At 58.1% G+C, this 24,762-nt stretch carries 25 protein-coding genes; 13 read left to right on the top strand and 12 right to left on the bottom strand.

What is annotated here, in order from left to right:
* The first annotated feature begins 24 nt into the window (after positions 1-24).
* From ACP2AU_RS06710 to ACP2AU_RS06700, 3 genes are all read left to right on the top strand, one after another.
* The gene (locus ACP2AU_RS06710; RefSeq protein ID WP_426375347.1) at positions 25-1,092 is read left to right on the top strand and encodes a lysylphosphatidylglycerol synthase transmembrane domain-containing protein; all 1,068 of its coding nucleotides are present in this window, start codon (positions 25-27) and stop codon (positions 1,090-1,092) included.
* Positions 1,079-3,310, top strand: coding sequence for a glycosyltransferase (locus ACP2AU_RS06705; RefSeq protein WP_426375346.1), 2,232 nt, complete (start codon positions 1,079-1,081; stop codon positions 3,308-3,310). The genes ACP2AU_RS06710 and ACP2AU_RS06705 overlap by 14 nt, the downstream gene beginning before the upstream one ends.
* A gap of 84 nt (positions 3,311-3,394) precedes the next feature.
* Positions 3,395-4,342, top strand: a complete 948-nt coding sequence (locus ACP2AU_RS06700; RefSeq protein ID WP_426375345.1) for a YbgA family protein — start codon at positions 3,395-3,397, stop codon at positions 4,340-4,342.
* 75 nt (positions 4,343-4,417) lie between these two features.
* Here ACP2AU_RS06700 and ACP2AU_RS06695 read toward each other — a convergent pair whose 3' ends face one another.
* A complete protein-coding gene (locus tag ACP2AU_RS06695; protein ID WP_426375344.1) occupies positions 4,418-5,428 on the bottom strand; it encodes a rhodanese-related sulfurtransferase in 1,011 nt (336 codons plus the stop codon).
* A gap of 125 nt (positions 5,429-5,553) precedes the next feature.
* Positions 5,554-6,282 carry a DsbA family protein gene (locus ACP2AU_RS06690; protein ID WP_426375343.1) on the bottom strand — a complete coding sequence of 243 codons (729 nt, stop codon included), beginning with the start codon at positions 6,280-6,282 and terminating at the stop codon, positions 5,554-5,556.
* Between the two features lie 122 nt (positions 6,283-6,404).
* Between ACP2AU_RS06690 and ACP2AU_RS06685 the strand changes: the two genes are divergently transcribed.
* Positions 6,405-7,370, top strand: a complete 966-nt coding sequence (locus ACP2AU_RS06685; protein WP_426375342.1) for an NAD(P)H-dependent flavin oxidoreductase — start codon at positions 6,405-6,407, stop codon at positions 7,368-7,370.
* Here ACP2AU_RS06685 and ACP2AU_RS06680 read toward each other — a convergent pair.
* The 5 genes from ACP2AU_RS06680 to ACP2AU_RS06660 form a co-directional block, all read right to left on the bottom strand.
* Positions 7,353-7,946, bottom strand: coding sequence for an ACP phosphodiesterase (locus ACP2AU_RS06680; RefSeq protein WP_426375341.1), 594 nt, complete (start codon positions 7,944-7,946; stop codon positions 7,353-7,355). The two genes, ACP2AU_RS06685 and ACP2AU_RS06680, sit on opposite strands and share 18 nt — an antisense overlap.
* A 60-nt stretch (positions 7,947-8,006) precedes the next feature.
* A complete protein-coding gene (locus ACP2AU_RS06675) occupies positions 8,007-9,449 on the bottom strand; it encodes a DUF5666 domain-containing protein (protein WP_426375340.1) in 1,443 nt (480 codons plus the stop codon).
* Between the two features lie 39 nt (positions 9,450-9,488).
* A complete protein-coding gene (locus ACP2AU_RS06670) occupies positions 9,489-9,884 on the bottom strand; it encodes a hypothetical protein (RefSeq protein WP_426375339.1) in 396 nt (131 codons plus the stop codon).
* Positions 9,881-10,729 carry a DUF6502 family protein gene (locus ACP2AU_RS06665; RefSeq protein ID WP_426375338.1) on the bottom strand — a complete coding sequence of 283 codons (849 nt, stop codon included), beginning with the start codon at positions 10,727-10,729 and terminating at the stop codon, positions 9,881-9,883. Before ACP2AU_RS06665 ends, ACP2AU_RS06670 begins: the two co-directional genes overlap by 4 nt.
* Before the next feature lie 79 nt (positions 10,730-10,808).
* Positions 10,809-12,272 (bottom strand): DUF5666 domain-containing protein, encoded by a 1,464-nt coding sequence (locus ACP2AU_RS06660; RefSeq protein WP_426375337.1) that lies wholly within the window; start codon positions 12,270-12,272, stop codon positions 10,809-10,811.
* A gap of 245 nt (positions 12,273-12,517) precedes the next feature.
* Here ACP2AU_RS06660 and ACP2AU_RS06655 point away from each other — a divergent pair, with 245 nt between their 5' ends.
* Positions 12,518-12,694: a DUF6435 family protein gene (locus ACP2AU_RS06655; RefSeq protein ID WP_426375336.1), complete on the top strand. Its 177-nt coding sequence runs from the start codon at positions 12,518-12,520 to the stop codon at positions 12,692-12,694.
* A 37-nt stretch (positions 12,695-12,731) separates the two neighbouring features.
* On the opposite strand, the gene ACP2AU_RS06650 is transcribed toward ACP2AU_RS06655, so the two are convergent.
* Both ACP2AU_RS06650 and ACP2AU_RS06645 read right to left on the bottom strand, forming a co-directional pair.
* Complete coding sequence (locus ACP2AU_RS06650; RefSeq protein ID WP_426375335.1) at positions 12,732-13,076, bottom strand: chaperone modulator CbpM; 345 nt, start codon at positions 13,074-13,076, stop codon at positions 12,732-12,734.
* An 11-nt stretch (positions 13,077-13,087) separates the two neighbouring features.
* Positions 13,088-14,047 (bottom strand): DnaJ C-terminal domain-containing protein, encoded by a 960-nt coding sequence (locus tag ACP2AU_RS06645; protein ID WP_426375334.1) that lies wholly within the window; start codon positions 14,045-14,047, stop codon positions 13,088-13,090.
* Between the two features lie 253 nt (positions 14,048-14,300).
* Here ACP2AU_RS06645 and ACP2AU_RS06640 point away from each other — a divergent pair, with 253 nt between their 5' ends.
* Together ACP2AU_RS06640 and ACP2AU_RS06635 are read left to right on the top strand one after the other, a co-directional pair.
* Entirely contained in the window at positions 14,301-15,056 is a 756-nt protein-coding gene (locus ACP2AU_RS06640) for an SGNH/GDSL hydrolase family protein (protein WP_426375333.1), read from the top strand.
* Between the two features lie 66 nt (positions 15,057-15,122).
* Positions 15,123-16,154, top strand: a complete 1,032-nt coding sequence (locus ACP2AU_RS06635; protein WP_426375332.1) for a hypothetical protein — start codon at positions 15,123-15,125, stop codon at positions 16,152-16,154.
* Between the two features lie 23 nt (positions 16,155-16,177).
* Here the strand turns inward: ACP2AU_RS06635 and ACP2AU_RS06630 are convergent, their stop codons facing one another.
* A complete protein-coding gene (locus tag ACP2AU_RS06630; protein ID WP_426375331.1) occupies positions 16,178-17,068 on the bottom strand; it encodes a LysR substrate-binding domain-containing protein in 891 nt (296 codons plus the stop codon).
* A gap of 138 nt (positions 17,069-17,206) precedes the next feature.
* Between ACP2AU_RS06630 and ACP2AU_RS06625 the strand changes: the two genes are divergently transcribed.
* Positions 17,207-18,325, top strand: coding sequence for an S-(hydroxymethyl)glutathione dehydrogenase/class III alcohol dehydrogenase (locus ACP2AU_RS06625; RefSeq protein ID WP_426375482.1), 1,119 nt, complete (start codon positions 17,207-17,209; stop codon positions 18,323-18,325).
* Between the two features lie 70 nt (positions 18,326-18,395).
* Entirely contained in the window at positions 18,396-19,235 is an 840-nt protein-coding gene (gene fghA / locus ACP2AU_RS06620; protein ID WP_426375330.1) for an S-formylglutathione hydrolase, read from the top strand.
* A 9-nt stretch (positions 19,236-19,244) separates the two neighbouring features.
* Here the strand turns inward: fghA and ACP2AU_RS06615 are convergent, their stop codons facing one another.
* Positions 19,245-19,499 (bottom strand): Rho-binding antiterminator, encoded by a 255-nt coding sequence (locus ACP2AU_RS06615; RefSeq protein ID WP_426375329.1) that lies wholly within the window; start codon positions 19,497-19,499, stop codon positions 19,245-19,247.
* A 111-nt stretch (positions 19,500-19,610) separates the two neighbouring features.
* Here ACP2AU_RS06615 and ACP2AU_RS06610 point away from each other — a divergent pair, with 111 nt between their 5' ends.
* The 4 genes from ACP2AU_RS06610 to ACP2AU_RS06595 are packed head-to-tail and all read left to right on the top strand — an operon-like array spanning position 19,611 to position 23,564.
* On the top strand, positions 19,611-20,300 hold the full coding sequence (locus tag ACP2AU_RS06610; protein WP_426375328.1) for a DUF3348 family protein: 690 nt from the start codon (positions 19,611-19,613) through the stop codon (positions 20,298-20,300).
* Entirely contained in the window at positions 20,297-22,288 is a 1,992-nt protein-coding gene (locus tag ACP2AU_RS06605) for a DUF802 domain-containing protein (RefSeq protein WP_426375327.1), read from the top strand. The genes ACP2AU_RS06610 and ACP2AU_RS06605 overlap by 4 nt, the downstream gene beginning before the upstream one ends.
* Positions 22,288-22,944 carry an OmpA family protein gene (locus ACP2AU_RS06600; protein WP_426375326.1) on the top strand — a complete coding sequence of 219 codons (657 nt, stop codon included), beginning with the start codon at positions 22,288-22,290 and terminating at the stop codon, positions 22,942-22,944. Before ACP2AU_RS06605 ends, ACP2AU_RS06600 begins: the two co-directional genes overlap by 1 nt.
* Complete coding sequence (locus tag ACP2AU_RS06595) at positions 22,941-23,564, top strand: DUF2894 domain-containing protein (RefSeq protein WP_426375325.1); 624 nt, start codon at positions 22,941-22,943, stop codon at positions 23,562-23,564. The genes ACP2AU_RS06600 and ACP2AU_RS06595 overlap by 4 nt, the downstream gene beginning before the upstream one ends.
* A gap of 45 nt (positions 23,565-23,609) precedes the next feature.
* On the opposite strand, the gene fba is transcribed toward ACP2AU_RS06595, so the two are convergent.
* On the bottom strand, positions 23,610-24,674 hold the full coding sequence (gene fba / locus ACP2AU_RS06590) for a class II fructose-bisphosphate aldolase (protein WP_426375324.1): 1,065 nt from the start codon (positions 24,672-24,674) through the stop codon (positions 23,610-23,612).
* Between the last annotated feature and the right edge of the window lie 88 nt (positions 24,675-24,762).

Raw genomic sequence — 24,762 nt, 5'->3', positions numbered from 1 at the left:
CCGCCTTGACCACACGGGCGGGCCATGACCACAAGCACAGACAGCGACTACCAGAAACGGACCTCCTGGCAACGGCTTGCCGGATTTACCCTGTTGTTTTTTGCCATGACCGGCGCGGGGCTTTATGCGGTGTACGATCGTTTCGCCGACCGCAGCTTCCAGTTCGATGACCGATTGCTCTCACCTTCCCTGTTGCTGCCGGTGGCGGGCCTGCTCGTGATCTACTTCGCCGCCGATGGCCTCCGTTTGCATTACACGCTCAGGGCTCTGGGGCACCGGCTACCGTTGCGCAAGATCTTCCGGCTGGTATTCATCAATCTGTTTTTTTCCAATGTGACGCCGATGGCGACCGGCGGCGGCTTTGCCCAGATCTGGTATCTCACCAGCCAGGGTGTTCCGGTGGCCCGCGCCACCGCCGCCACCACCATCCGCACGGTGCTTGCCGTGGTGTTCATTTTTTCACTGACCCCGGTGTTCCTGCTTACGCTTCCGGCACTGGATACTGGCATCTGGTCGTCCGGGGTTGGCACGGCTCTCGCTATTTTCGTCACCCTGTATCTGGGCTTTTTTGCCCTGCTGCTGTTCCGCACCCGCTGGCTGATTCGGCCCTTGAGTGCGCTTCTCGCCGGCCTGCATAAAGCCCATCTGCTCAGTGCCCGCAGCCACGACCGCTGGCAATTCCGGTTACGCCGGGAAATGCTCCGGTTTGCTCTGTGCTTCAGCGAATACCTGCAGGGCCAGCGGCGTTATGTCGTTTTGTCAGTAGTATGTACCGCCATTTTCCTGCTCAGCCTGTTCAGCTTCCCGGCGCTGTTGATTCATGGCCTGGGCTATCCGGTGGAATACCTGACCACGCTGGGGTTGCTGGTGGTGACCACCTTCATCATGTATTTCTCGCCCACCCCCGGCGCCTCCGGGATATCCGAAGGGGTATTCGGCAGCTTCTTTCGGGATATTCTCTCGGGCAACCACCTGGTTCTGGTGACCATCGCCTGGCGGTTTCTCACCATCTATCTCGGTATGATTATCGGCTTGCTGGTGATGCAAAGGGAGTTGATCAAAAACCACCGGAGGCAGAATGATCCGTCGTAACCCGCTCAAACTGTTGTTCTACCTGAGCCTGGCCGTCGTAACGGCTCTGGTGGCCTACAAGGTTTACCTCAACTTCTTCAAACAGGACTTCGAGGCCGTACACAGCGAGCAGGTTGAGCGCATTCACCAGCGCACGCCACCCGGCACCGGCATTCGTTTTGCTGTCGTGGGTAACGTCAACAATTCCGTGGGCATTTTCGAGCGCCGGTTCATTCCAGAGCTGAATCAGGCCGGTGTCGACTTTGTGGTGTCGGCAGGCAACGCGGTTCGTGGCGGCGGTGAAGACAAATATCGGGCGCTTTACGGCACCCTTGGCCACCTAGACATTCCCTACCTGCTGACCTTCGGCCCCCACGAGTATGAGAACTTCGGCAGTTTTCGGTTCTACGATCACTTCGGCCCCCACTTTTACAGCGTTCGCGCCGGCAACACCCGCCTGATCTTTCTCGACAGCACCGGAAAAACCCCCTGGCGCTGGCAGATGCGCTGGCTGCGGGACCTGCTGACCCACGACACCAGCAATGCGCATATTCTGTTCATTGGCCACCCCCTGCTGAAACCCGAGACACCAGCCCTGTTCGACGGCGAGGACGACTATCTGCAGCCTCCGGCCTTTCGGAGTGATCTCATGCAAGTGGTCCGTGAGCACAATATCGACCTGGTGTTTTCCGCCAACCTTTCGATGTTCGACCAGCAGGTGATTGATGGAACCCCGTTTATTACGACCGGCGGTGCCGGCGGGCTGGTGCTCAATACCGACGACAGTTTCTATCACTACATTGATGTTCGGGTATCGCCAGACGGCGAGGTGAGCCACCAGATGGAACGCCTGGAAGTAGGCCAGCACCCGGTCTGGAAACGGCTGGAGAGCCTGTGGTTTTTCATCTACTCCCTGTTCTACACCGGTTTTCTGAACTTCATCCTGATTCTCTCGGTGTTTGTGGCGCTGACCATCAAGCTCTACCAGATTATTTTCGTCGGCAAGAATTACTATCCGGACTACGATCTGGACCCCACACCCTGGCTGGAAAAGCCGCTGAAGGTGGCCATGTTCACCAACAACTACCTGCCGTTCATCGGTGGCGTGCCGATTTCCATCGAGCGTCTGCGCCGCGGCCTGGAACAACTCGAAGACAGCACACTGATTGTCGCGCCACGCTATCGGGACCAGCCGGAACAGGAGCAGGCGGTGGTGAGAGTACCCTCGTTACTGGCCATGGGCGCCAAACGGGAGTTCCGGCTGGCCAATATTTTTCTGGCGCGCGTCCGCAAACGGGTACGGGCTTTCCGGCCCGACGTTATCCACCTGCACCATCCGTTCTGGCTCGGCAGCCTGGGGTTGTTCATGGCCCGGCAGCTCAGGATTCCGGCCATCTACACCTATCACACCCGGCTGGAACACTACGCCCACTTCGTCCCCTTGCCCGGTGCCCTGTTCCGCAATCTGATTTCCCACGCCCTGATCAAGCGTTTTGCCAATCGCTGCGATGGCGTCATCGTGCCCACCTACTCTACCGAAGAGTACCTGCGCATGATCGGGGTAACCACGCCAACCTTCGTGCAACCCACCGGCATTGAATTCGAGCGCTTTCAGGCGGTGGAGAGTTCCGATGTGGCGCAGCTACGAAGCGAGCTGGGGCTGACGGACGAAAAAGTGTTTATCAGCGTGGCCCGGCTTTCCAACGAGAAAAACATCGACTTCATGATCGAAGCCATGGACCAGTTAAGACGCGAAAGCGAGGTTCCATTTCGGTTCCTGATGATTGGCGACGGCCATCAGCGCGATCGCCTGCAAGCGAAAATCGATGATCTGGAGTTGGGCTCGCACTTCACGCTGGTAGGCGCGGTGCAGCCAGACGACATGGCACTCTGGTACAACCTGGGAGACGCCTTCCTGTTTGCCTCCAAATCGGAAACCCAGGGCATGGTGATTCTGGAAGCCATGTCGGCGGGCCTGCCCGTGGTGGCGGTGCGCTCGAGTGGCATCGAGGATGTGGTCCGGGATGGCCTGAACGGTTTCAAGACACCGGAAAATCAGGCCCGCTGGCTTGAACGGACCCGGCAACTCCTGGAAGACGACGAGCTGCGCTCCGGGCTGTCGGACAAGGCCCGCGACTTTGCGGCGGACTACTCTGTTGAGCAGTTTGCCCGGGATGTCCGGGAGATATACGCCACCAGCCTGGCCAGCCGGGACAAGCGCCGGCAGGCATCGGACTGACCGCTTGGGGCCTCGCCCTGATCGGTTTAAACTGACTGTACGTAAGCTGTATCAGTAACGTCACTTTATGGATTGGAGAAGCTCGTGAGCGGTATACCTGTTGGCATCAGCACCTGCCTGTTGGGCAAGGAAGTTCGGCACGACGGTGGCCACAAACATTCCCGGTACTGCACCCAGGTACTGGCAAACCACTTCGACTTCCGTTCCATTTGCCCGGAGCTTGAGGCCGGCCTTGGGGTACCCCGCCCGGCAATCCATCTGCGGGAATACGAAAACGGTATGCGCCTGATTGAGACCAAAGGCCAGGCCGATCACACCGAAGCTATGCAGGGTTTTATCGAGGACATCCTGCCATCATTGGCAAATCTTCGGGGCTATATTCTTATGGCCAAATCGCCCAGCTGCGGCATGGAGCGCATCAAGGTCCACAATGCCGACGGTAACGTTATGAATCGCGATGGTCGCGGTATGTTCGCCGCCGCATTGATGAAGGCCTATCCGCTGATGCCGGTTGAGGAAGAAGGCCGCCTGCACGATAGTATGCTGCGGGAAAACTTCATCGAGCGGGTATTCGCCTATGACGACTGGATGCAGAATGTCGCAGGCGAGAACCTGAGCAAACAGGCGCTGATCGATTTCCACACCCGCCACAAATTCACACTGCTGGCCCATTCCGAAAAAATCTATCGCCAGCTCGGGCCCATGCTGGGCGACCTGAAATCCGAGCCGCTGGAGCAGATTGCAGATCGTTATATTCACCGGTTCATGGAAGCCATGACCCAGCGAGTCAGCCGGGGTTCTCACGTGAATGCCATGCAGCACCTGCTGGGCTTTCTGAAAGACGGTATGTCCGCCGAGGAAAAAGCCGTGCTATTGGAGCAAATTGAAGCCTACCAGCGCCGCGAGATTCCGCTGGTGGTGCCAATGACCCTGCTGCGCCTGGCCCAGCGCAAAGAGCCGGTGGATTACCTGCATTCCCAGAAGTATCTCACCCCGTACCCGGACGAGCTGGGTTTGCGCAATACCGTGTAACTCATACCCCGGTAACCCGCAACACACAGCAAAACGGGGCGCCAAGCGCCCCGTTTTTTATGGTATTCGGCGGCCTTATTCGGCGCGGGCCCGCTCGCCTTCCAGGCTGCGGCGCGCCTGGGCTTCGCGCTCGGCTTTCTTGCGCGCCTTTCGCTCGGCGATAATGCGCGCGGCTTCACCGCCCACGTGTTCTTCACCCCGTTCCCGGGCCAGTTGCATCTGGCGCTCACGCTCCTTGAAGCGGGCCTTTTGCTCGTCGGTCAGGCTGTCGATGCATTGATGGCAGCTCACACCCTGCTCGTACTCGGGGCGCTGCTTGTCGGCTTCGGTGATGGGCCGGCGACAGGCGTGGCACTGGTCGTAGTCGCCCCGCTCCAGACTGTGATTCACAGTCACCCGGTCGTCAAACACAAAACATTCGCCCTGCCACAGGCTCTGTTCCTGAGGAACGTCTTCCAGGTATTTCAGGATGCCACCCTTCAGGTGGTAAACCTCGTCAAAGCCTTGCTCTTTCAGGTAGGCCGTGGATTTTTCACAACGAATGCCGCCGGTGCAGAACATGGCGACTTTTTTGTGTTTTTTCGGGTCCAGATTCTGTTTTACATACTCCGGAAACTCCCGAAAAGTGTCGGTGGCCGGATTCACCGCGTTTTTAAAGGTGCCAATCTCAACCTCGTACTGATTACGGGTATCGACCAGCACCACCTCCGGGTCGGAAATCAGCTCGTTCCACTGTTCGGGCTCAACGTAGGTGCCTACAACACGCTTGGGGTCGATGCCCTCTACGCCCATGGTGACGATTTCTTTCTTGAGCTTCACCTTGGTGCGTTTGAACGGCTGGATGTCGACGAAGGATTCTTTGTAGTCGATGCCGTTGAAACGCTCGTCCTTGCCAATCCAGGCTTTTACAGCGTCGATACCTTCGCGGCTGCCGGCAATGGTGCCGTTGATGCCTTCGCGGGCCAGCAGCAAGGTGCCGTGGACGCCTTTTGCCAGCATCAGGTCCAGCAGGGGCTGGCGTAGGTCTTTGTAATCATTCACAACGGCGAACTTGTAGAGTGCGCAGACGACGATGTCGTTACTCATGGTGCTCTTCTCCTGCGGGCCGGATCGTAAATCCGGAGCATGGTTTGATATTGGTCACGGCCGGTTGGCGCGAGGGGGCAAAGTTTAATCAACTGTGCCCCCGGTGCAAGTTGCGGATGGCCGCATTACTCGGCGTTGGCCAACTCTCGCTCGACAACCGCCGACAACTGGCCCCAGCCCGGCCGGGTCAACTGGATGTTATCGACCATAACGGTAGGCGTGCTGGCAACGCGCAACTGAACGGCTACTTGCTGGCTTTGCTCGACCGCCTCACGGTGCAGTTCGGTTTCCATGCAACGGCGGAAACGGCGCTCTTCCAGGCCGAGATCGTTGGCATAGCGGGTAAAGGTGGCGGTCGGGTCATTGGAACCGCTCCACTCGCTCTGGGCGGCATAGAGTTTTTCATGCATCACCCAGTACTGATCCTGATCTCCAGCACAGCGGGCGGCAAGCGCGGCGGGCATGGCGTTGTCATGCTGGCGAAGCGGCAAATCAAAATAGACAAAGCGAACCTTGCCACTGCGCACATACTCCTGCTTCAGGCGCTGGCTGGCCTCGGCGAAGCGGGCGCAGGCCGGGCATTGATAATCTGCGAATTCCCGAACGACCACCGGCGCGTTCTCATCACCGATGGACACACCGTACTGGTCGACAATGGCCGGGAACTCATCGGCATTGGGCGCGGCCACGGGCAAAGAGCCGGAACTCGGCGCCGGTGGCTTGGTGACAAAATACAGGCCCGCAAGGGCAGCCGCCCCGATGACCAGAGTCAGTAACAGAACCAATGGCTTGCGCCCCTTCGGCTGTTTTGGCGAGGGGGCGCCGGTCTGTTTGCGTCGTTTAGCTTCACCCATGCCGGGCTCCTTACATTTGGTGTTAATACCGGATTGTGCCGCACCGGGTTTCGCGGCTCCACAAGAACAGGCTAAGATCCCCCATAGCCTGCTAAAGTTCCAATAAAAATCAAGGACTCAAGATGCCAATTCCTGCACAGCTCAACCATACGCTTCGCCTTCCGCTCATTGCCGCGCCCATGTTTCTGATTTCCTCACCCCGGCTGGCCCTCGCCTGTTGTAAAGCCGGTATTGTCGGCAGCTTTCCGGCCCTGAACCAGCGCAGCAGCGAAGGATTCGAGCAGTGGCTGGTGCAGATGAATGATGAACTGGCGGATTGGCAGGAACAACACCCTGACGAGATCACCGCGCCTTATGCGGTGAATCTGGTGGTACACCGCACCAACCCGCGCTGGCAGCCAGATCTGGAACTGTGCGTAAAACATAAAGTGCCCATCGTAATCACCTCTCTCGGTGCCGCCAGCCAGGTGGTGGAAGCCGTACACAGTTATGGCGGGCTGGTGTTCCACGATGTCACCAATCAGAAGCACGCCCGCAAAGCTGCGGAAGCCGGCGTTGATGGCATCATCGCGGTCAGTGCCGGCGCAGGGGGCCATGCCGGCACCACCAATCCGTTCGTGCTGGTGCATGAAATCCGGGAAGTGTTCGACGGCACCATTCTTCTGGCCGGCGGCTTGTCCCATGGCGAAGATCTGCTGGCGGCACAGGCATTGGGCGCAGACCTGGCCTACATGGGCACACGGTTTATCAATACCGAGGAATCCGAAGCTGAAGACGCTTACCGGAACATGATTATCGAGGCGGTGTCTGCCGATATCATTCATACCCCCGCTGTCTCCGGCGTGCCGGCCAGCTTCATGCGCCAGAGCCTGGAAGCGGCAGGTTTTGATCTGCAGAAGCTCAGCCAGGCCGGTGACGTGAATTACGGCGAGAAGCTCAAGCCCATGGACGACGAAGCCAAAGCCTGGAAAACGGTGTGGTCTGCCGGCCAGGGCGTGAGCCAGATTGACGATGTGGTTTCAGTGGAGGCATTGATGCAGCGTTTTGAAGAGGAATACCGCCGAGCCCGGTCACGCCTGATCGTCTGATTGGGGGGCTTGCCGGGCAAACGCCTGTAACTCCGGAAAGAACGCCAGAAAATGGGCCTCCAGTTCGGATTCGTGGGCCCGGATTTCGTCGATGATGCCGGCAAAGCGATTGGCAAAACGGATCCGGCCGGCCACCCTGTCCAGCGCGTAACCGATGTTGTCCAGGTCCTGATAAGACCCGAACCAATCCTGCTGGATCATGTAGTGGGTCACCGTGGCCATGTTTTCCGGCATCAGGCGGCGGTGGGTTTGCAGCTCTTTATAAACGGTCTGGATGAAGCGGTCTCTGTCCCAGTCACTGAACTGTGCCCAATGCCGGAGCAGGAAGTGATCGTAGAGAATGTCCAGGGCCACACCGGCAAAGCGCCGGCGCTGCCGTGAGAACAGGGTTTTGCTGGCCAGAACCTGTGGGTGCTGATCGGTGAAGGCATCCACCGCCAGGTGGTGGCGCACGCCTTCCAGCACAGGACCGGGCAATTCCGACCAGTCCAGACCACGGGTAAAATCGCCGAGGATACTGCCCACACGGGCCCCGGCCGTGTCCGGCGCGAGAAAGGTGTGGGCCAGGTGGTTCACCGGGGCCTCACCCCGGGCGAAGTGAACGCACTCCGCCCGCCGGCTGGCGCAATCATACGGTCAGTCATCACACTCCACACTCGTAGCACGGTACTGCGCTGCGCCGGTCGGGACATACTCGACTTCGACAAACCGGCAGTTGGTCAGATCATCAAACGTCACTCCGCTCACATCCATCACCAGCCCCAACACCTTCAAGGTATTCGGCGCGCTGATTGAGGGCCGTTCATCGAGACGTCCCCTTACGCGGAAGTTGTCCTCGCCGGGACTGAAATCCGCATCGGTTGCATCGATGGATACCGCTTCAATAAACGGCTGATTCTGATCGTCTATCCGCTCACGCCCTTCGATTTCCAGCGCCGCGGCTTCATACACGGACTTCACCCCGCTGTCTTCGAGATCAATCAGGGTGCGGCCATTGATGTGCACTTTCACCCCTCCGACAATCAGGGTATTGGCGTCGCTATTGTCAGAAGTTACTGTCGCCTCGATTTCCGCGTCTTCTTCCAGCAGCTCCACGTCCTCGGCAAGCAGTATGCCGTTGCGGAACTCACCCTCGACTTCAATCAGCACACCGTTACTCAGGGTATCGACCGAGAAATCCTCGAAGTCGGTGGCGTCGCTGTATTGAACCTGCACGCCATTAACGCGGAAGGACTTCGCCACCAGATCCGGGGCGGTGAGTGGTCCGGAGATTTCCGCCTCACCATCTTCGACTTCCAGAACGCGCCGGCGGTCGTCGCTCAGACGAACGGTCTGCGCCAACACAGATTCGCCATTCAGCTCACCCTCGAATTCGACAAACTCGCCAACCAGCTCATCGGGCTCCAGATCATTAAAATACTGGGCATTATCGGAGAGCTGAACGCTCTGGCCATTTACCTGAAGCTGCCCATTCACGAGACTGACCTTGCCTTCGACTTCCACCCAGTTGTCGGGCAGATCCGCCAACACGCCAATAAAGCTGGCGCGGTAGCCGTCTCCGGTATGCCAGGCGCTGATTCGGACGTTATCCGGCTGCCCGACCAGTGCGGCCAGGTCGGCATAAGCGCCGAGGCGCATCACAGTGCGGCGGTCAACCACAACCGTCTGGCCCAGGATGGTCAGCGTCTGAACGCCGGTTTCGGCGTCCATCTCAACGGCGCTGATCGGGCCACGGAAGGTATCGTCATAGTTCAGCGCCTGCGCGGTGCCGGTCAGGTCATCATCCCAGACACCTTCAACCCGCAGAATCATGCCTTTCTCAAGGTCCGATTCGGTGTTCACGCCATCGTTACTCGTAACCGACCGATTGCGGATATCATCGGTAAAAAATTCGATACCATTGACGAACACACTGCCGAAGCCGGAAACCGGGCCAACGCTGGACCCGGTGCCCCGGATACCCCCATCGGCGACGCTGACACCTCCGCCGCCGCCACCACCGCAAGCGCCCAGAACGCCAAAAACCAATGGCGCCGCCGCCAGTGTCAGGACAGTATGTAGCTTGATCGTTCGGGACATTATCCTCTCCTGCAGGCCGTCCGGGCCTGGCACGTAAATTCAGGTATCGTTGTAGCGCCGGCGAGCATTTCCGAAGCTCTGGAATGGTTCAAATTCACCATCGCGGCTGTCGTATTCTCCCAGAGGAACATAAGCGCTGCGCTTTAACAGAACATGACCACATTCCAGTGACTCCGCAATCCCCTTCCGGAGCAGCTCACTGAGAACCACAGCAGGTACCAGGTTCGGATTGGCAGACTTCACCAGTTTGATGAAGGAATGCGGGTCGTGGGGGAGATTGAGCAGTATTCTGGGTTGATGCTGGTCATCAAGGTAATCTTCGTTTTTCACCCAGTTACTCACAACCTGTCGGGCCCCGGCGGAAAGCAGCATTCTGACCAGGTCGGTGGTCTGCCAGCGGGCCTTTTTTGCGCTCGGTACAGTAAGAGCCATCATTGTTCGTCTCCGCTCTTGTTGGCCTGAACCGGCTCTTCAAAATAGAAAATACTGACTCCGGTGCGGACCGATTCGCCGCTTTCCCGGCCGGAGACTCCCCGATCGCATGGCCCCAGCCAGCCGTCGAGCTCTTCCAGCAGTGCCTGGGATTGTTTGGCGGCACGCCTGCGCCACTCATCCATCACTTCCGGGGGCACGTCACTGTAGGTTAGCGTGCGCTGAAATAACGGCTGCTGACCGGTTTCACGGGTCATCAGATTGTGATCGATCGTGGCTACAAGATCAGATACGTCTTCTCCGAAAATCTGGAGCATTTCTTCATTGTCTCCTGCGGGCACATAGGCTCTCTGCTTCAGAACCAATCTGCCGCTGTCTTGCTCGACCGCCACCACACCAACCCGCTGCAACTCGTCCAGCACCGCTCTTGGGGTCATGTCTCCGCTGTATTTCCGAACCAGCTCGCTAAAGCTACTCTCGCCTTCAAAGTCGAGCAATGCGGGCTCTCCCTTACCGGTCTGGTAAGACTGATCATGAACCCAACCGGTGACAACTCGGGAAGCACGGTTGGCGTGGGAGGTTCGCTCACTGACAGGGCTTTCGCCGGCGAGCAACTCCCGCTGTTTGCGCACTTCCTTCCGGGTGAGACCAGTCATCACGGCGGCACGGGAATCGGTAGGCTTGCGCCGGCCATCCGGAAAGTCTTCCAGGGCAGCCTCAACGTAAGCGCGCTTGACCAATTCCGCAAATTCACCGTAAGGAACACCATTACGCAGCAACAACCTCGCCAACGGGCGAAGAATGCGAAACAGGGCACGATGCAGGAACTGGGTTTTGGATGCGGTCATTTTTGGGATTGTATTCCCATTTAATAAGGGATACCAGACACTCCGGCCAGGCCGGAGTGTCTGGTCGCGTGGTTATCGATTAATCGTCTTTTTCGATGGCAGAAATCTGATACTCACCACCGACGGTCTGAACGTATTCAACCTCGACTTCGTCGTCAACCTGGTAAGTGCTCAGATCCATCCCGGTACGGGGAATCAGAGTCACACCCAGTACGGTGATAGAGGCGTTATCGGCAGCCACCGCAGACACCAGGCCTTCCAGTTCAAGGTTGCCGTCGCAATCACCAGCTTCTTCACGCTCCACGTGCACCGCAATCATGCCGGAGGCATCGTCGGTTTCACGGCCTTCGATTTCCAGGCAATCACCCACAGACAGGCTGCTGAGGTCGTCAACGCGCAGGCTCAGTGATTCCTGCTCGTCGTCCAGCGAGTCGTCTTCAATCAACGTGCTGTTGTTCAGAGTGACGCGAACACCACCCACCGTGAGCACTTCACCACCCTGCTCTTTAGACTCGATTTTGCCGGATACTTCCGCATCGCCTTCCAGCAGTTCGATCTCTTCGGCAACCACCACACCGTTGCGGTACTCACCTTCGATCTCAATTTGCAGGCCTTCCACCAGATCCGATGCGCTCAGGTCGTCCAGATCGGTCTCGTCGTTTAATGTGATGGCGATGCCGTTGATTGAAAACTGACGGGTTTGCTCATCGTAGCTCGCAGAGATAGCACCGGAGAGTTCAATGTCGTCATCATTATCAAACAGGCCGGTTTCAAATTCGATCTCTTGAGCGTTGAGAACAGCCGAGCCACCAATAGTACTGAACGAGCCTTCGATATCGACGTTAGCTCCGACGATCAAATCTTCCCGTGTGCCGTCTTCATAGCGTGATGTCGATGCATAGCTGACTTCCAGGTGATTATTCAGCGTAAAGCTTTCCTCGCTGTCGCTCAGAGCCGTAACCACGCCTTCAACTTCAATCGTCTTGAAGATACCGGCAGATTCTTGGCCAATAACACCGACGTAACTGGCCTGGAAGGTGTTGTCGCTCAAACGCCAACCACTTACCCGAACAATATCGTCAGCGGTCAAATCTTGCGGAGCCTTGCCTTTAAAGACAGTGCGTTTGTTCAATTTGACGACCTGCCCGGCAAGGCCAAACTCACCCATGCTGTTTGCAGGATCCCAGTTTACAGACCCGGCTTCAACGGGCCCGCGCAGGGTGTCATCGTAGTGCAACGCGCTGGCCACACCTTCGCGGTCCTCACCCCAGGTGCCCTGCACCTTGAGAATCATGCCTTTCTCAAGCTGGGTCTCACGCTCCAGGCCGTCGTCGTTCTTGAACGACGCGTTGTTGATATCAAAGTGGGTGCCGTTGACATAGACACTGCCAAAGCCGGTGATTGTGCCTACGCTGGCCCCTTCGCGGCTTGCGCTGGCTGTATCGGAAGAGCCAGAGCCACCGCCGCCACAGGCAGCAAGGCCCGCCGCCAGAGAACCGGCCAATACCAACTTGATCGCTTTTGAAAGTCCGCTACGTTCCATCTTTTTTACTCCGGGCTGATTTCAAACAAGTCGGCGCTTCTGGATTGCGCCGAATCACTTTTGGGATATTTTTCCCAACTTCTGTCCTGGTAAAATAATCCCAAATTGAGGGTTTGTCCAGTTAACCCGAAAATTTTTTGACGCAGCCCTCAAATGAAGGTGCCTTTTCATGAGGGATCTGGAAGTGAACCTGCGGGCGCTGAGCACGTATAAAACCAGACAGACTTTCAGGAAGGAGACCGTCAATGCTGGGATTTCTTAAGAGTGATCCGAAGAAAAAATTGCAGAAAGCTTACGAAGACAAGCTGGCCAAAGCCCTCCACGCCCAGCGCAACGGCGACCTGCGCACCCACGGCACACTGATGGAAGAGGCTGAAAAAATTTACGAGGAAATCCAGCAGCTCGAGAAACAGGCCGGATAACGAGGGCCGGGAGTCTGTTGCCCAGACTCCCGGAGCACTAGCCCCCGCCCAGCTGCCGTATACGCTGATTCAGGCGGGCTACCTCCCTGCGCATTTCCTGAACTTCATCCAGCAGCTCAAGAGACATGGCCAGCCCGGGAAGATTCAGCTTGAGATCGCGCTGCAAGCGCAGGGCTTTCTGGAGTCGGTTGAGAGAGGCCGCATCAAATTGCCACTGCACCGCCTCCGGGGTATCGTCCAGGGGCGCGATAACGCCATAATTGACCAGCTTGATCACAAACTCACCGTGGCAGGCGCCGCGCTCGCAAATTTCCCGAAAGGTGAAGGTGCTGCCATCACGGTCGGAAACCTCCACCGCCAGAACCCGATCATTGCTCCTCATGTTCACCTCCCTTACACGTGCAGCTTGTCGCGCGGATTAAAGCCTTTTTCAAGGCCAGCGAGCTGTTCGTACAGCTTTTCTGCCTCTGCGGAATGTTGCTCTGGCATGGCCACTTGCAGGATCACAATCTGATCGCCCGGGTGTTTGCCAGGCACGCCCTTACCCTTGAGCCGGAGCTTGCGCCCGCTGCTTGACCCTTTCGGTACCTTTACGTTCACTTTGCCACCCACGGTCGGCACAGTAACTGTTGCCCCGAGGGCCGCCTCCCAGGGTGCGACCGGCACGGTGAGCAGCACATCCCGACCTTCGACACTGAAGTGCGGATGCGGCGCCAACTCCACTTCGATAAACAGGTCGCCGCTGCTACCGCCACCCACGCCGGGCGCCCCCTGACCCTTGAGACGAATGTGCTGGCCTTCCCTCATACCGGCGGGAATCCTGACCTTGAGGGTTTTTTGGCGAGGCATCATACGGCCATGGTCGTCTGGCTCATGCACGGTGAATGACACCTGCTTCTCACAGCCGTTAAAGGCTTCTTCAAGAAACAGTGCGAGACGGGCGTGCACATCTTCGCCGCGCATACTCATGTTCTGGCGGAAGCTACCGCCGCCAAAGCCACCCTGGCGGCCACCGCCGAAGATTTCCTCAAAAAAGTCGCTGAACTGACGGGCATCGGCATCGGTATAACCACCCCCGCCAAATCCGGACGCACTCTGCCAGCCGGGTGGTGGCTGGAATGAGCCATCTGTCTGCGCGCCGTATTTTCGCAGCTGGTCGTATTCCGCGCGTTTTTCCGGGTCTTTGAGCACCTCATAGGCTTCACCCACATCCTTGAATTTATCGCTGGCGTCTTCTTCCTTACTGACATCCGGATGGTATTTGCGTGCAAGTTTGCGATAAGCCTTTTTGATGTCCTCGGGCGTGGCAGACTCAGTCACACCGAGCACGGCGTAATAGTCTTTAAAGTCCATGTAGTCCCTCGCATCTGAGCAATAATTGTCCTCTGGTTATTAATAGTCGGCCCGGATGCAGAAAATGCAAGCCACGGTCTGACGTAGTTTGAATTGGCGCAACTCATGCGAACCCGTACACATTTCTACCACCCTGACCCAAACAGACAAACATTCAGCCCATTTTGCATTCGCCCAACATCCGATCCCGGTCAATAGTTTTGCTGCAGTCCCTGTAGACGGGCCGTCTACCCTTACGCAAGGAATATCAACAATGACAAAAATGACTATATGCCCGCCCGGAATTGCCAGGGCAACCAGCATCATTCTTGCGCTCTTGCTAGTCTCCGGCTGTAGCGATCTGGGCTATCTGCTGAGCAACGAAAAGGTAAAAGACGCAGACAACGACCAAGTGGTCTTCGTGGGCGACTCCATATTTGCCCTGTCCGGTGAAATCCAGAACCAACTTGAAAGCAAAGCCGGCCAGACCTTTCGGCGCTACACGGTCTCCGGTGCTGAACTTTCCGGTGAACTGGTTGCTCCGTCTATACCCAACCAGTTCCGGGAGGCTCTTGCAGACAACCCCGACATTCAAACGCTGGTTGGAGACGTCGGTGGCAACGATATTCTGATTCCGGCTATCGCCTTCGATTCCAACAAGTGCAAAACGCCGTGGTGGCGATTTGGCCGCCTGAGCCGGAAATGTCGTGAATTCATTGATGATATTTACGTCGAGGCCGTCGACTTTCTGAACGAGGTCGCCGGTGCCGGCGTCGAACGCGGCATTTTGCTTGGCTACTACTACACCAAGAACGGGCTGTTCCGGGTGAAAGATCTCAAGGAAGCCATCGACTACGGCAACGCCACTCTGGCACGGGCCTGTAACAACAGCGTTCTGGAGTGTTCGTTTGTGGACCCACGCCCGGTTATCCGAAACGGGGATATCATTTTTGATGGTATTCATCCCGCAGACAGCGGTTCCCGCAAAATTGCGGATCTGATCTGGCCACAATTACAACCACAACTCTGAAGCAATGCCCCTCCAGACCAGCAGGCATTGCTGGAGGGGCCGCAGATATCCAGGAGTTCAATTGTCATGCCCATCAGATCTCTGCTTACAGTCAGTGTCATCACCGCGCTCGCAGCGACGGTTGTGGGCCACTGGTTACCGGACCAGAACAATCCGAATTCTGCGGCGCCCATCAACATTCAGGCGCCCGAAATCAAACGAGACACACCCGGGCGCTCATCCATCACTCGTGAGAATCAGCTCGCACTGGAGTTGGCGGTGAAATACCTTGAAGTCTATGGCCAGGCCATTGAACAGCCAGAGATTCAGGCTCGGCTCTACAACGAGCGCCGCAAGCTCAGATTGCAAGCAGCGCGGCCGGTCATCAACAGCGACGCCTTATTTGAGACTGCTATTAGAACCGCCTTCCCGGAGTATGCGGATGCCATTTTTGCGTTGTTAAAAAAACTGGACCAATACAACGCATGGCTGGATGACCACGAATTACGGTTGCATGGGTTGCCTGCAATGCAGCGCCAGGCCGAAATCTGGCAGCAAAGGCAAGCCCGGTTCGGGCCAGTGGCAAGCCAGATCTGGAACGAGGAAAAAAACCCGGTAGAAGCCAAGACAGAAAAATTTCAGCGCACCCTGAACCGGCTGGAAGATGCTACAGATTTACCACTTTCAGAACTGGCGCATCAGCTGAAAACCACCGCAGACCAGCTTTACGGTCCGGGTCTTTCAAACCAGCTGGCTGGCTCTGGCGCTACCGGCCACGCACTGTTCTCGATGGACTCTGTCCAGCAAAAGCTGGCGGCACTCCCGGCTGACAAACGCCAGCAGGCAATCAATCATCTACGGCGCCAAATTGGCTATTCCGAGGACGCCATCCAGGCACTCGAAAAAGAGGATCAGCGCCGTGACGAAAAATGGCGGCGTGGACAGAACTATATGCATGAACGACAGGCCCTGACCTCGAAATTAACAGGCGAGGCGCTGGATGCCGCATTGTCAGAACTGCGTGAAGCTCACTTTGGAGTAAACTCGCCGACCATCGAGCGGGAAGAAGAGCAGGGCTTTTACCGGTTTCAAAGAGGCCGTCGCTATGGACTGAACTGACCGGCCTAGTGCCCCGCCGCCAATCAATTGCGATCTCCGCAAAAAAGTTCATCACTCAGATAATCCAACAACATACGCACCTTCGGCGACAGATGCCGGTTATGCGGGTACAGCGCCCAGATGCCATCATCGGGTTCGCGCAGGTGCTCCAGCAACGACACCAGCTGGCCGGATTCGATGTAAGGCAGTACGTAGTAATCCGGCAGCTGCACTATACCGATACCGCACAGCGCGGCATCCACCAGCGCGGGCCCGCTGTTGCAGGCCAGGCGACCTTTCACCTTGATGTTGCGAACGGTTCCGGCTTCCTGAAAGCGCCAGTAGTCCAGGGTGCCGGGCAGGCAATGGTGCTGGTCCAGCTCTGACAATGAATGGGGTTCGCCATAGGTCTGCAGGTAAGCGGGCGACGCACACACGTACTGGGTGCGGGTAGCGAGGCGTTTGGCCATCATGCTGGAGTCACCCAGCTTACCCAGCCGGATAGCCAGGTCGTAGCCCTCTTCGACCAGATCCAGTTTCTGGTTGGTCAGGTGCAGGGTGACGGACAACTCCGGATAGCGCACCAGAAACCGGTTCACCAACGGCGCGATGGTTCGTTCACCGTAGGTGACCGGCGCGGTCATTTTCAGCCGCCCGGTGGGTGTGTTCTGCAAATTGGTGATGGTGCGCTCGGCCTCCTCCAGGCCATCCAGCAGTTGCCGGCAACGCTGGTAATAGGTGTTGCCAAGCTCGGTCACCGAGACCCGCCGGGTCGTTCGGTACAGCAGTTTGGCCGATAACCGGGTTTCCAGCGCACTCACCTGGCGGCTCACCTGCGCCGTGGAAATACCCAATCGTTTAGCGGCGGCGGTAAAGCCCCCGGCCTCAACCACCGCCACGAATTCACTCACACCTTCCCACTGAAACACAGCCATTATTCCTGTACAGAAAAAGTGATTTTACTATTACCCCGATTATTACACGATAAATGCCAGCTACAATGGTTTCATATCGAGCGACATTCTTGCCGCCCCTCTGAACACACCAGACACAGGACACTGACTATGACTGACATGATCAAATCCAAAGCTGCCATTGCCTGGGGCCCCGGCCAGCCTCTCTCCATTGAAGAAGTGGATGTGATGCCGCCCAAGGCGGGCGAGGTTCTGGTGCGCATTGTCGCTACCGGCGTGTGCCACACCGATGCGTTTACTCTGTCCGGCGACGATCCCGAGGGTATCTTTCCCGCGATTCTAGGCCACGAAGGCGGTGGTATTGTCGAGCAGGTTGGCGAAGGGGTTACCAGCGTTGAAGTAGGCGACCACGTGATTCCGCTGTACACCGCCGAATGTGGCAAGTGCAAGTTCTGCACCTCCGGCAAAACCAACCTGTGCCAGGCGGTTCGGGAAACCCAGGGCAAGGGCCTGATGCCCGACGGCACCACCCGTTTCTACAAAGACGGCCAGCCGATTCATCACTACATGGGCTGCTCCACTTTCTCTGAGTACACGGTACTGCCGGAAATCTCCCTGGCAAAAGTGAACAAGGAAGCTCCGCTGGAAGAAATCTGCCTGCTGGGCTGTGGGGTCACCACCGGCATGGGCGCGGTGATGAATACCGCAAAGGTTGAAGAAGGCGCCACCGTGGCCATCTTCGGCCTGGGCGGTATCGGGCTGTCGGCCATCATCGGCTCTACCATGGCCAAGGCCAGCCGCATCATTGCCATCGACATCAACGAGAGCAAGTTCGAGCTGGCCCGCCAGCTGGGTGCCACGGATTGCATTAACCCGAAAGACTACGACAAGCCGATTCAGGAGGTGATTGTTGAACTGACTGACGGCGGCGTGGATTACTCCTTTGAGTGCATCGGTAATGTGGATGTGATGCGTTCAGCACTGGAATGTTGCCACAAGGGCTGGGGCGAATCGGTGATCATTGGTGTCGCCGGCGCGGGCCAGGAAATCTCCACCCGCCCGTTCCAGCTGGTAACCGGCCGGGTCTGGAAAGGCTCTGCGTTTGGTGGTGTGAAAGGCCGCTCCGAGCTGCCCGGCATTGTTGAGCGCTACATGAACGGTGAGTTCAAGCTCAACGACTTCATCACCCACACCATGGGCCTGGAAGACGTAAACAAGGCGTTTGACCTGATGCACGAAGGCAAGAGCATTCGCACCGTCATCCATTTCGACAAGTAAGCCATTCACCCCCCGGGGGCCGTATTCAGGCGCCCGGGCGGCTATCTGTATCACCTTGGAGAATCATGGAATGAGCATCGATAATCTGAGCTGCAACAAGAGCTTTGGTGGCTGGCACAAGCAATACAGCCACCGCTCCGAAACGCTCAATTGTGATATGCGTTTTGCCATTTATCTGCCGCCACAGGCGTCCGGCAATCAGAAAGTACCCGTGCTGTACTGGCTATCCGGCCTGACCTGCACCGATGAAAACTTCATGCAAAAGGCCGGCGCACAGCGGGCCGCTGCCGAGCTGGGCATTGCCATCGTCGCCCCGGACACCAGCCCCCGTGGCGACAACGTGGCCGATGACGAAGCCTACGATCTGGGTAAAGGCGCGGGCTTCTACGTGAACGCTACCGAAGCACCCTGGAACCGCCACTACCGGATGTACGATTACATCGTGAACGAGCTGCCGGAACTGATTGAAGCCACCTTCCCGGTAAGCCAGCAGCGTGCGATTTCCGGGCACTCCATGGGCGGCCATGGCGCGCTGATGATTGCCCTGCGTAACCCTGAACGCTATTGCTCGGTCTCGGCGTTCAGCCCGATCAGCAACCCGGTGAACTGCCCCTGGGGGCAAAAAGCGTTCTCCGCGTACCTGGGTAAAGATGTGCAAAGCTGGCGGGACTACGACACCAGTATTCTGATGCGCAACGCGGAACAAACCGTTCCGGCGCTGGTGGACCAGGGCGAAGCCGATAACTTTCTGGCGGAGCAGCTCAAGCCCGAAGCTCTGGATGCGGCAGCCAGGGCCCGGGAATACCCGCTGGAACTGAGGCGCCATGAGGGCTACGACCACAGCTATTACTTCATTGCCAGCTTTATTGAAGAGCACCTGAAGTTTCATGCGGGCCATCTGAACCACTGAACGCCGGCGCTAGCTGCCCCCGAACCGAACCCGCTCAAAATGCGGGTTCGGCTTCAGGGCAACCATTTCACAGGCGCCTTCGATCACAATCCATTCCTCCACCTGTTCTTCCAGGCGCATTCGCAGCGCTTCCCGCCGTTGATCGTCATAACCGGTATCCAACGGCACGCCTTCCAGCACCCGTCCATCCGGCCAGTGCAGTGAGACCGGAATGCGGTATATACAAGCAATTTCGATGTAGTCCGACTGGTGGCAGGTGATCATAACGACACCCCGTTTCTCTCGTTTCAGTCATTATGATTCATTTCGGTTAGCCAGTAGAATAGATGCCTTCAGAATCGACCACTGACCAGCCCGGAACGAGATACCGAACGGATGCACAACCCTCCGGTGGCCCAGGCACGCCATTCCCACAGATTACTGAACCTGCTGGCCGAGATCGGAGAGCTCAAATCTCCGGATACTCTGCCGTGTTTCGGCGAGCGCCTCAGCCGGTTGTTCGGCCTGGGCGACACCATGAACCTGGACGCCGCCACGGCTTACCGGTGCCGACAGAATGGTTTTCCCCAATCTTCGGTGATCGACCGGCTGACGGATGAGCTGGCCAGTACCCGCACGGCGTTGATTCGCCGCATCCAGTCACTCACCGACGAGCTCAACAACGGAACAGAACCTGGTCCGGAAGCCATATTGAATGCCTGGCTGGCCTTGCAACGCAAGGTCGCCGCCAGCAGCCGCCAACTGCGGGACAAGGTACGGAATGCCATGAAAGACCAGGGTCACGCCATGGCCCGGCTGGCGCAACTGGACGCCGTGTTTGATCACACCATGGCCGGATACACCAGCCAGTGTTTTGCACAGATTCCCCGGGTTCTGGAACAGCGATTCCACAGCCTGCAAACACCCTCCGATTCATCCCCCGATACCGGCCTTGCGCCGGATAACCGGCTACACCGTTACTGCGAAGACGCGCAGAATTTGTTACTCGCTGAACTGGATGTTCGGCTGGAGCCGGTACTGGGGTTGCTGGAGGCCTGCCACAACGAGGTAAACCACTCTTCATGAGCAGACTTTTCTTTCTTCTCGCGTTTGTTACAGGCTTGGCCGTAACCGGCTGGATTGGTCAGCGCTTCATCGGCTCTGATCTGCTGGCGCTCTCTGTCACCCTCATCATTGCGGTGGTGTATAGCCTGGGCTTTGTGGAGCTGACGGGGTTTCGCAGCACCACCCGAAAGCTGGCCGACAAACTCATCAGCACGCCGGAAAGTCGTGAACAACTTAACGGCTGGTTATCCGGCCTGCCGGAGCAGATTCAGTTCTCCGTGCAGCGGCGCATTGACGGCCATTTTGCTGCCCTGCCCAGCCCGCAATTCACGCCCTATCTGGTTGGCCTGTTGGTGATGCTGGGCCTGCTGGGCACCTTCGCAGGCATGATCGTGACCTTGAGCGGCGCCGCCTCGGCACTGGATGGCAGCACCGAACTCAGCGCCATTCGCAGCGCCTTGGCTGCGCCCATTGCCGGACTGAGTCTCGCGTTTGGCACTTCCATTGCCGGTGTGGCGGCTTCTGCCATGCTGGGGCTGGCCTCTACCCTGAGCCGACGCGAACGGTTACAGGTGTCCCGCCAACTGGACAAAACCCTGCGCCAGCGATTGCATCATCTGTCGGCAGACCACCAGCGCCAGCAAGCGTTCAAAGCGCTGGCGTCGCAAGCAGAAGCCTTACCGCAAATAGCCTCTGCCATGGAGAGCATGACAGCCCGTATGGAGCAGTTGGGCCAGCAACTGGAGCAATCCCTGACCCAAAACCAGCAGGAATTCCACCGCACAGTGGGCGATCACTATCAGTCCCTGGCCGCTTCTGTGGCGGAATCGCTCGAGAAGGCACTGGAATCCAGCACACGCCTGACCGCGGACCGGATTGAACCGATTGTTACCGGGGCTATGAATAACCTGCAGTCCAGCGCCGGCAAGCTTCATGAACACTGGGCGGCGACCACCCAGCAACAACTGGCCGAGCTGACCGACACCTTCCAGAAAACCACCCGTGAGGCCAGCGAACACTGGCAGCAGAATCTTCAGGCGCAGCAGCAGGCCTCCGCTGAACACCAGCAAGCCTTGCAACAGAGCTCGGAGCAAGCGCAGAAACACCTGTTGGAGCAGATTCAAAACGCCACAGAACAGACTGCCCAGCACTGGCAAACCGGTGTTGCACAACAACAGCAAACCGCCGAAAAGCTGGTGACCGATCTGCAGAGCACTCTGCAGGAATACCAAACTCAGTTCCGAAACGAGACCGCCGGGATTGCAAGCCAACAGCAGCAAGGTTTGGATGCACTGATTACCCGTATCAGCCAGCAGCTTACAACGCTGCATGAACAAGAAGTGGCCCGTGGCGAAACCGCTAACAACCAGTTAGCGCAGCTGGAATCCACCGTGACCAAGCATCTGACCGAGCTGGGCGCGGGATTGGAGGCGCCCATGACTCGTCTGATTGAGACCGCTTCAGAAACCCCGAAAGCGGCGGCGCAGGTGATTTCTCAGCTGCAATCCGAAATGGCCCGCAATAGCGAACGGGAAAACCAGTTGCTGGAAGAACGCCAGCGCCTGGTGCAAGAGCTGGACAGCCTGCTCGAATCCCAGCGCAGCAATGCCGACAGCCAACGCCAGGCGGTGGATTCTCTGATCAGCGGTGCTGGCGAAACCCTGACCGGCATCAGCGAGCGTTTCAACGTGCTCATTCAGGAGCAGAGCCAGCAACTCGGCAAACTGGGCGAGGACCTCAGCGGCAGCAGCCAGGAAGTGGGTGCGCTCAGCGAGGCGTTCCTCAAGGCCGTGGAATTGTTCAGCGCGTCCAATGCGCAACTTCAGGACAGCCTCAACAACATCCAGAAAGCGCTGGACACCGCCAGCAGCCGCCACGACGAGCAGCTGGCCTACTACGTGGCCCAGGCCCGTGAAGTCATCGACCTGTCAGTCAGCTCCCAGAAAGATGTCATTGATGCGGCGGCCGCACTGCGCCGCGGCGAGCTTGAGACCAGCGGGGCGGACTGATGGAATATCTGGAGGACAGCGAACAGCAGTCCACGCCGATCTGGGCCATTTTCTCTGACCTGATGGCCGCTTTGGTGGGCATTCTGGTGCTGATACTGGTGTGGGTGATTGGGGTTCAACTGGAACTCAGCCAGTCTCTGGCGGAAGAAAAAGCCAAACGCGAAGCCGAAGAAGAACGCCGTATCGCACTGGAACAAGCGTTGGAAGACCCTCTGACCAAAGGCCTGGTGACCTTCCGCAATGGCCGCATCGGCATCAGCGGTAACGTGCTGTTCGAACTGAATTCGGCTCAGCTACAGGCCGATGGCGTCGAGGTGCTCGAATCGCTGGTTACGCCGCTGAAAACCTACCTGACTCAACACGATGAATTGTTGATGGTCAGCGGTTTTACCGATGACTTGCCGATGCATCGGAGCAGCCGCTATCAGGACAACTGGGGCTTGTCGGCACAGCGTGCGCTCACCGTTACCCGCACTCTCATGGAACTGGGCCTGCCGAACGACCGGGTTTTCGCCGCTGCGTTTGGCGCACACCACCCCGCCGTCCCCAATGTAGATGCGGAATCCCGCGCCCAGAACCGGCGGGTGGAGATCAGTACGGTGCCGCGGGCACCCTCATCCCGCGCCGGAAACTCCGGTGAGGAAGGCCTCCAATGACGACCGATAATGCCACACCGTCCTTACTGGGCACCCTGAAGCAATCCGGGGCAGACCAGTGGAACCCGGTGAAATTTCGCTACCTGGAGTCCCTGGAACAGCGGCTTCGCACCCGCCATCTGACCGCCGGCAAAGCATGGCAAAGGCTGGAACAGGCTGTCGAAGAGTACCGGGGCGGAGCCCGAGTATCGGATATGACCAGGCGCGCCCCCAAATCGGCGATGGACACCGCTACGGCCGCGAGCTCGCCTTTATCTGACCTGTTGGCCTGGCTGAACCAGCCGCAGGAAGCCCCACCTCCGGCTTTCCGCTCCGCGCTTGAAGCCCGTATCTTTGGTGCCGGGCCTGACACCACGGGCGCGGTATCGTTAGCCTCGCCGGCGGCCACGCCGAAGCCCCTGAACGCTATGGCACGGGCACAGGCAGAGCGCGGCGCCCAGACCTTGCAGAGCAGAATTCGTTTGGCGATCGACAACGTGCCGGCAGAGGCGGGGCCAATGAACGCGCAACGGCTGGTCAGCCGCGCTATCGCCGAGATGCACACACTGTCCCCCGAGTATGCCGAGCGCTTTGCCCGCTACACCGATACCTTGATGGCCCTGGAGCGAATGTCGAAATAAGGGATAAAAAAAGCCCCCGGGTTACGGGGGCTTGGGATCGTTCGCTTACTTGACCTTGGGGTCCAGTTCGCCAGCGGCATAACGCTCAAACATTTGTTCGAGGTTGTATGGCTTGATCTTGCTGGCCTGGCCGGCACAGCCAAAGGCTTCGTAGCGCGCTACGCAGATGTCGGTCATCGCAGCCATGGTGGCCTTGAGGAATTTGCGCGGGTCAAATTCGGCCGGGTTTTCCGCCATGAAGCGGCGCACCGCACCGGTGCTCGCCAGACGCAGGTCGGTGTCGATGTTGACCTTGCGTACGCCGTGCTTGATGCCTTCCACGATTTCTTCAACCGGCACGCCGTAGGTTTCCGGAATCTCGCCACCGTATTCGTTGATCACCTTCAGCCATTCCTGGGGCACGGAGCTGGAGCCGTGCATGACCAGGTGCGTATCCGGGATGCGGGCGTGGATGGCTTTGATCTGGTCGATGGCCAGAATATCGCCCGTTGGCGGGCGGGTGAACTTGTAGGCGCCGTGGCTGGTGCCGATGGCAATGGCCAGCGCGTCGACCTGGGTTTTTTCGACGAAGTCCGCCGCTTCTTCCGGGTCGGTCAGCATCTGGCTGTGGTCCAGGGTACCTTCTGCGCCAATGCCGTCTTCTTCACCGGCCTGGCCGGTTTCGAGGGAGCCGAGGCAGCCCAGTTCACCTTCTACGGAGACACCACAGGCGTGGGCCATTTCGACGGTGCGGCGGGTGACGTCGACGTTGTATTCATAGTCGGTGGGGGTTTTACCATCTTCACCGAGGGAGCCGTCCATCATCACGGAGCTGAAGCCGAGCTGGATGGAGCGCTGGCACACGCCCGGGCTGGTGCCGTGGTCCTGATGCATAACCACCGGGATGTGCGGCCATTCTTCGATGGCGGCCAGGATCAGGTGGCGCAGGAAGGGCGCGCCGGCGTATTTGCGGGCACCGGCAGAGGCCTGGACAATCACCGGGGAGTCGGTTTTGTCGGCGGCTTCCATGATGGCGCGCATTTGCTCGAGGTTGTTTACGTTAAAGGCTGGCACACCGTAACCATGCTCGGCGGCGTGGTCCAGAAGTTGCCGCAGCGAAATCAGGGCCATGGGTTGTCTCCTTCGTTGACTTTTGATGTTGGGATTCTTTGTTTCCGCCGACGCGTTGCCTGCTTTCGCGGCTTGGAGTCTGCGGCGG

Origin of the sequence: Marinobacter sp. VGCF2001, assembly GCF_049943275.1 — a bacterium.
In the GTDB taxonomy this organism is placed as follows: Bacteria; Pseudomonadota; Gammaproteobacteria; order Pseudomonadales; family Oleiphilaceae; genus Marinobacter.
This window is presented reverse-complemented; position numbering and strand designations above follow the sequence as displayed.

What these genes read in the sequence shown, in the direction of transcription:
- ACP2AU_RS06650 (WP_426375335.1), bottom strand. Translation starts at nt 13,076, where the DNA reads ATGAGGAGCAATGATCGGGTTCTGGCGGTGGAGGTTTCCGACCGTGAT.
- ACP2AU_RS06595 (WP_426375325.1), top strand. Translation starts at nt 22,941, where the DNA reads ATGACGACCGATAATGCCACACCGTCCTTACTGGGCACCCTGAAGCAA.
- ACP2AU_RS06670 (WP_426375339.1), bottom strand. Translation starts at nt 9,884, where the DNA reads ATGATGGCTCTTACTGTACCGAGCGCAAAAAAGGCCCGCTGGCAGACC.
- ACP2AU_RS06675 (WP_426375340.1), bottom strand. Translation starts at nt 9,449, where the DNA reads ATGTCCCGAACGATCAAGCTACATACTGTCCTGACACTGGCGGCGGCG.
- ACP2AU_RS06605 (WP_426375327.1), top strand. Translation starts at nt 20,297, where the DNA reads ATGAGCAGACTTTTCTTTCTTCTCGCGTTTGTTACAGGCTTGGCCGTA.
- ACP2AU_RS06625 (WP_426375482.1), top strand. Translation starts at nt 17,207, where the DNA reads ATGATCAAATCCAAAGCTGCCATTGCCTGGGGCCCCGGCCAGCCTCTC.
- ACP2AU_RS06655 (WP_426375336.1), top strand. Translation starts at nt 12,518, where the DNA reads ATGCTGGGATTTCTTAAGAGTGATCCGAAGAAAAAATTGCAGAAAGCT.
- ACP2AU_RS06645 (WP_426375334.1), bottom strand. Translation starts at nt 14,047, where the DNA reads ATGGACTTTAAAGACTATTACGCCGTGCTCGGTGTGACTGAGTCTGCC.
- fba (WP_426375324.1), bottom strand. Translation starts at nt 24,674, where the DNA reads ATGGCCCTGATTTCGCTGCGGCAACTTCTGGACCACGCCGCCGAGCAT.
- ACP2AU_RS06635 (WP_426375332.1), top strand. Translation starts at nt 15,123, where the DNA reads ATGCCCATCAGATCTCTGCTTACAGTCAGTGTCATCACCGCGCTCGCA.
- ACP2AU_RS06660 (WP_426375337.1), bottom strand. Translation starts at nt 12,272, where the DNA reads ATGGAACGTAGCGGACTTTCAAAAGCGATCAAGTTGGTATTGGCCGGT.
- ACP2AU_RS06610 (WP_426375328.1), top strand. Translation starts at nt 19,611, where the DNA reads ATGCACAACCCTCCGGTGGCCCAGGCACGCCATTCCCACAGATTACTG.
- ACP2AU_RS06705 (WP_426375346.1), top strand. Translation starts at nt 1,079, where the DNA reads ATGATCCGTCGTAACCCGCTCAAACTGTTGTTCTACCTGAGCCTGGCC.
- ACP2AU_RS06665 (WP_426375338.1), bottom strand. Translation starts at nt 10,729, where the DNA reads ATGACCGCATCCAAAACCCAGTTCCTGCATCGTGCCCTGTTTCGCATT.
- ACP2AU_RS06615 (WP_426375329.1), bottom strand. Translation starts at nt 19,499, where the DNA reads ATGATCACCTGCCACCAGTCGGACTACATCGAAATTGCTTGTATATAC.
- ACP2AU_RS06685 (WP_426375342.1), top strand. Translation starts at nt 6,405, where the DNA reads ATGCCAATTCCTGCACAGCTCAACCATACGCTTCGCCTTCCGCTCATT.
- ACP2AU_RS06630 (WP_426375331.1), bottom strand. Translation starts at nt 17,068, where the DNA reads ATGGCTGTGTTTCAGTGGGAAGGTGTGAGTGAATTCGTGGCGGTGGTT.
- ACP2AU_RS06695 (WP_426375344.1), bottom strand. Translation starts at nt 5,428, where the DNA reads ATGAGTAACGACATCGTCGTCTGCGCACTCTACAAGTTCGCCGTTGTG.
- ACP2AU_RS06710 (WP_426375347.1), top strand. Translation starts at nt 25, where the DNA reads ATGACCACAAGCACAGACAGCGACTACCAGAAACGGACCTCCTGGCAA.
- fghA (WP_426375330.1), top strand. Translation starts at nt 18,396, where the DNA reads ATGAGCATCGATAATCTGAGCTGCAACAAGAGCTTTGGTGGCTGGCAC.
- ACP2AU_RS06690 (WP_426375343.1), bottom strand. Translation starts at nt 6,282, where the DNA reads ATGGGTGAAGCTAAACGACGCAAACAGACCGGCGCCCCCTCGCCAAAA.
- ACP2AU_RS06600 (WP_426375326.1), top strand. Translation starts at nt 22,288, where the DNA reads ATGGAATATCTGGAGGACAGCGAACAGCAGTCCACGCCGATCTGGGCC.
- ACP2AU_RS06640 (WP_426375333.1), top strand. Translation starts at nt 14,301, where the DNA reads ATGACAAAAATGACTATATGCCCGCCCGGAATTGCCAGGGCAACCAGC.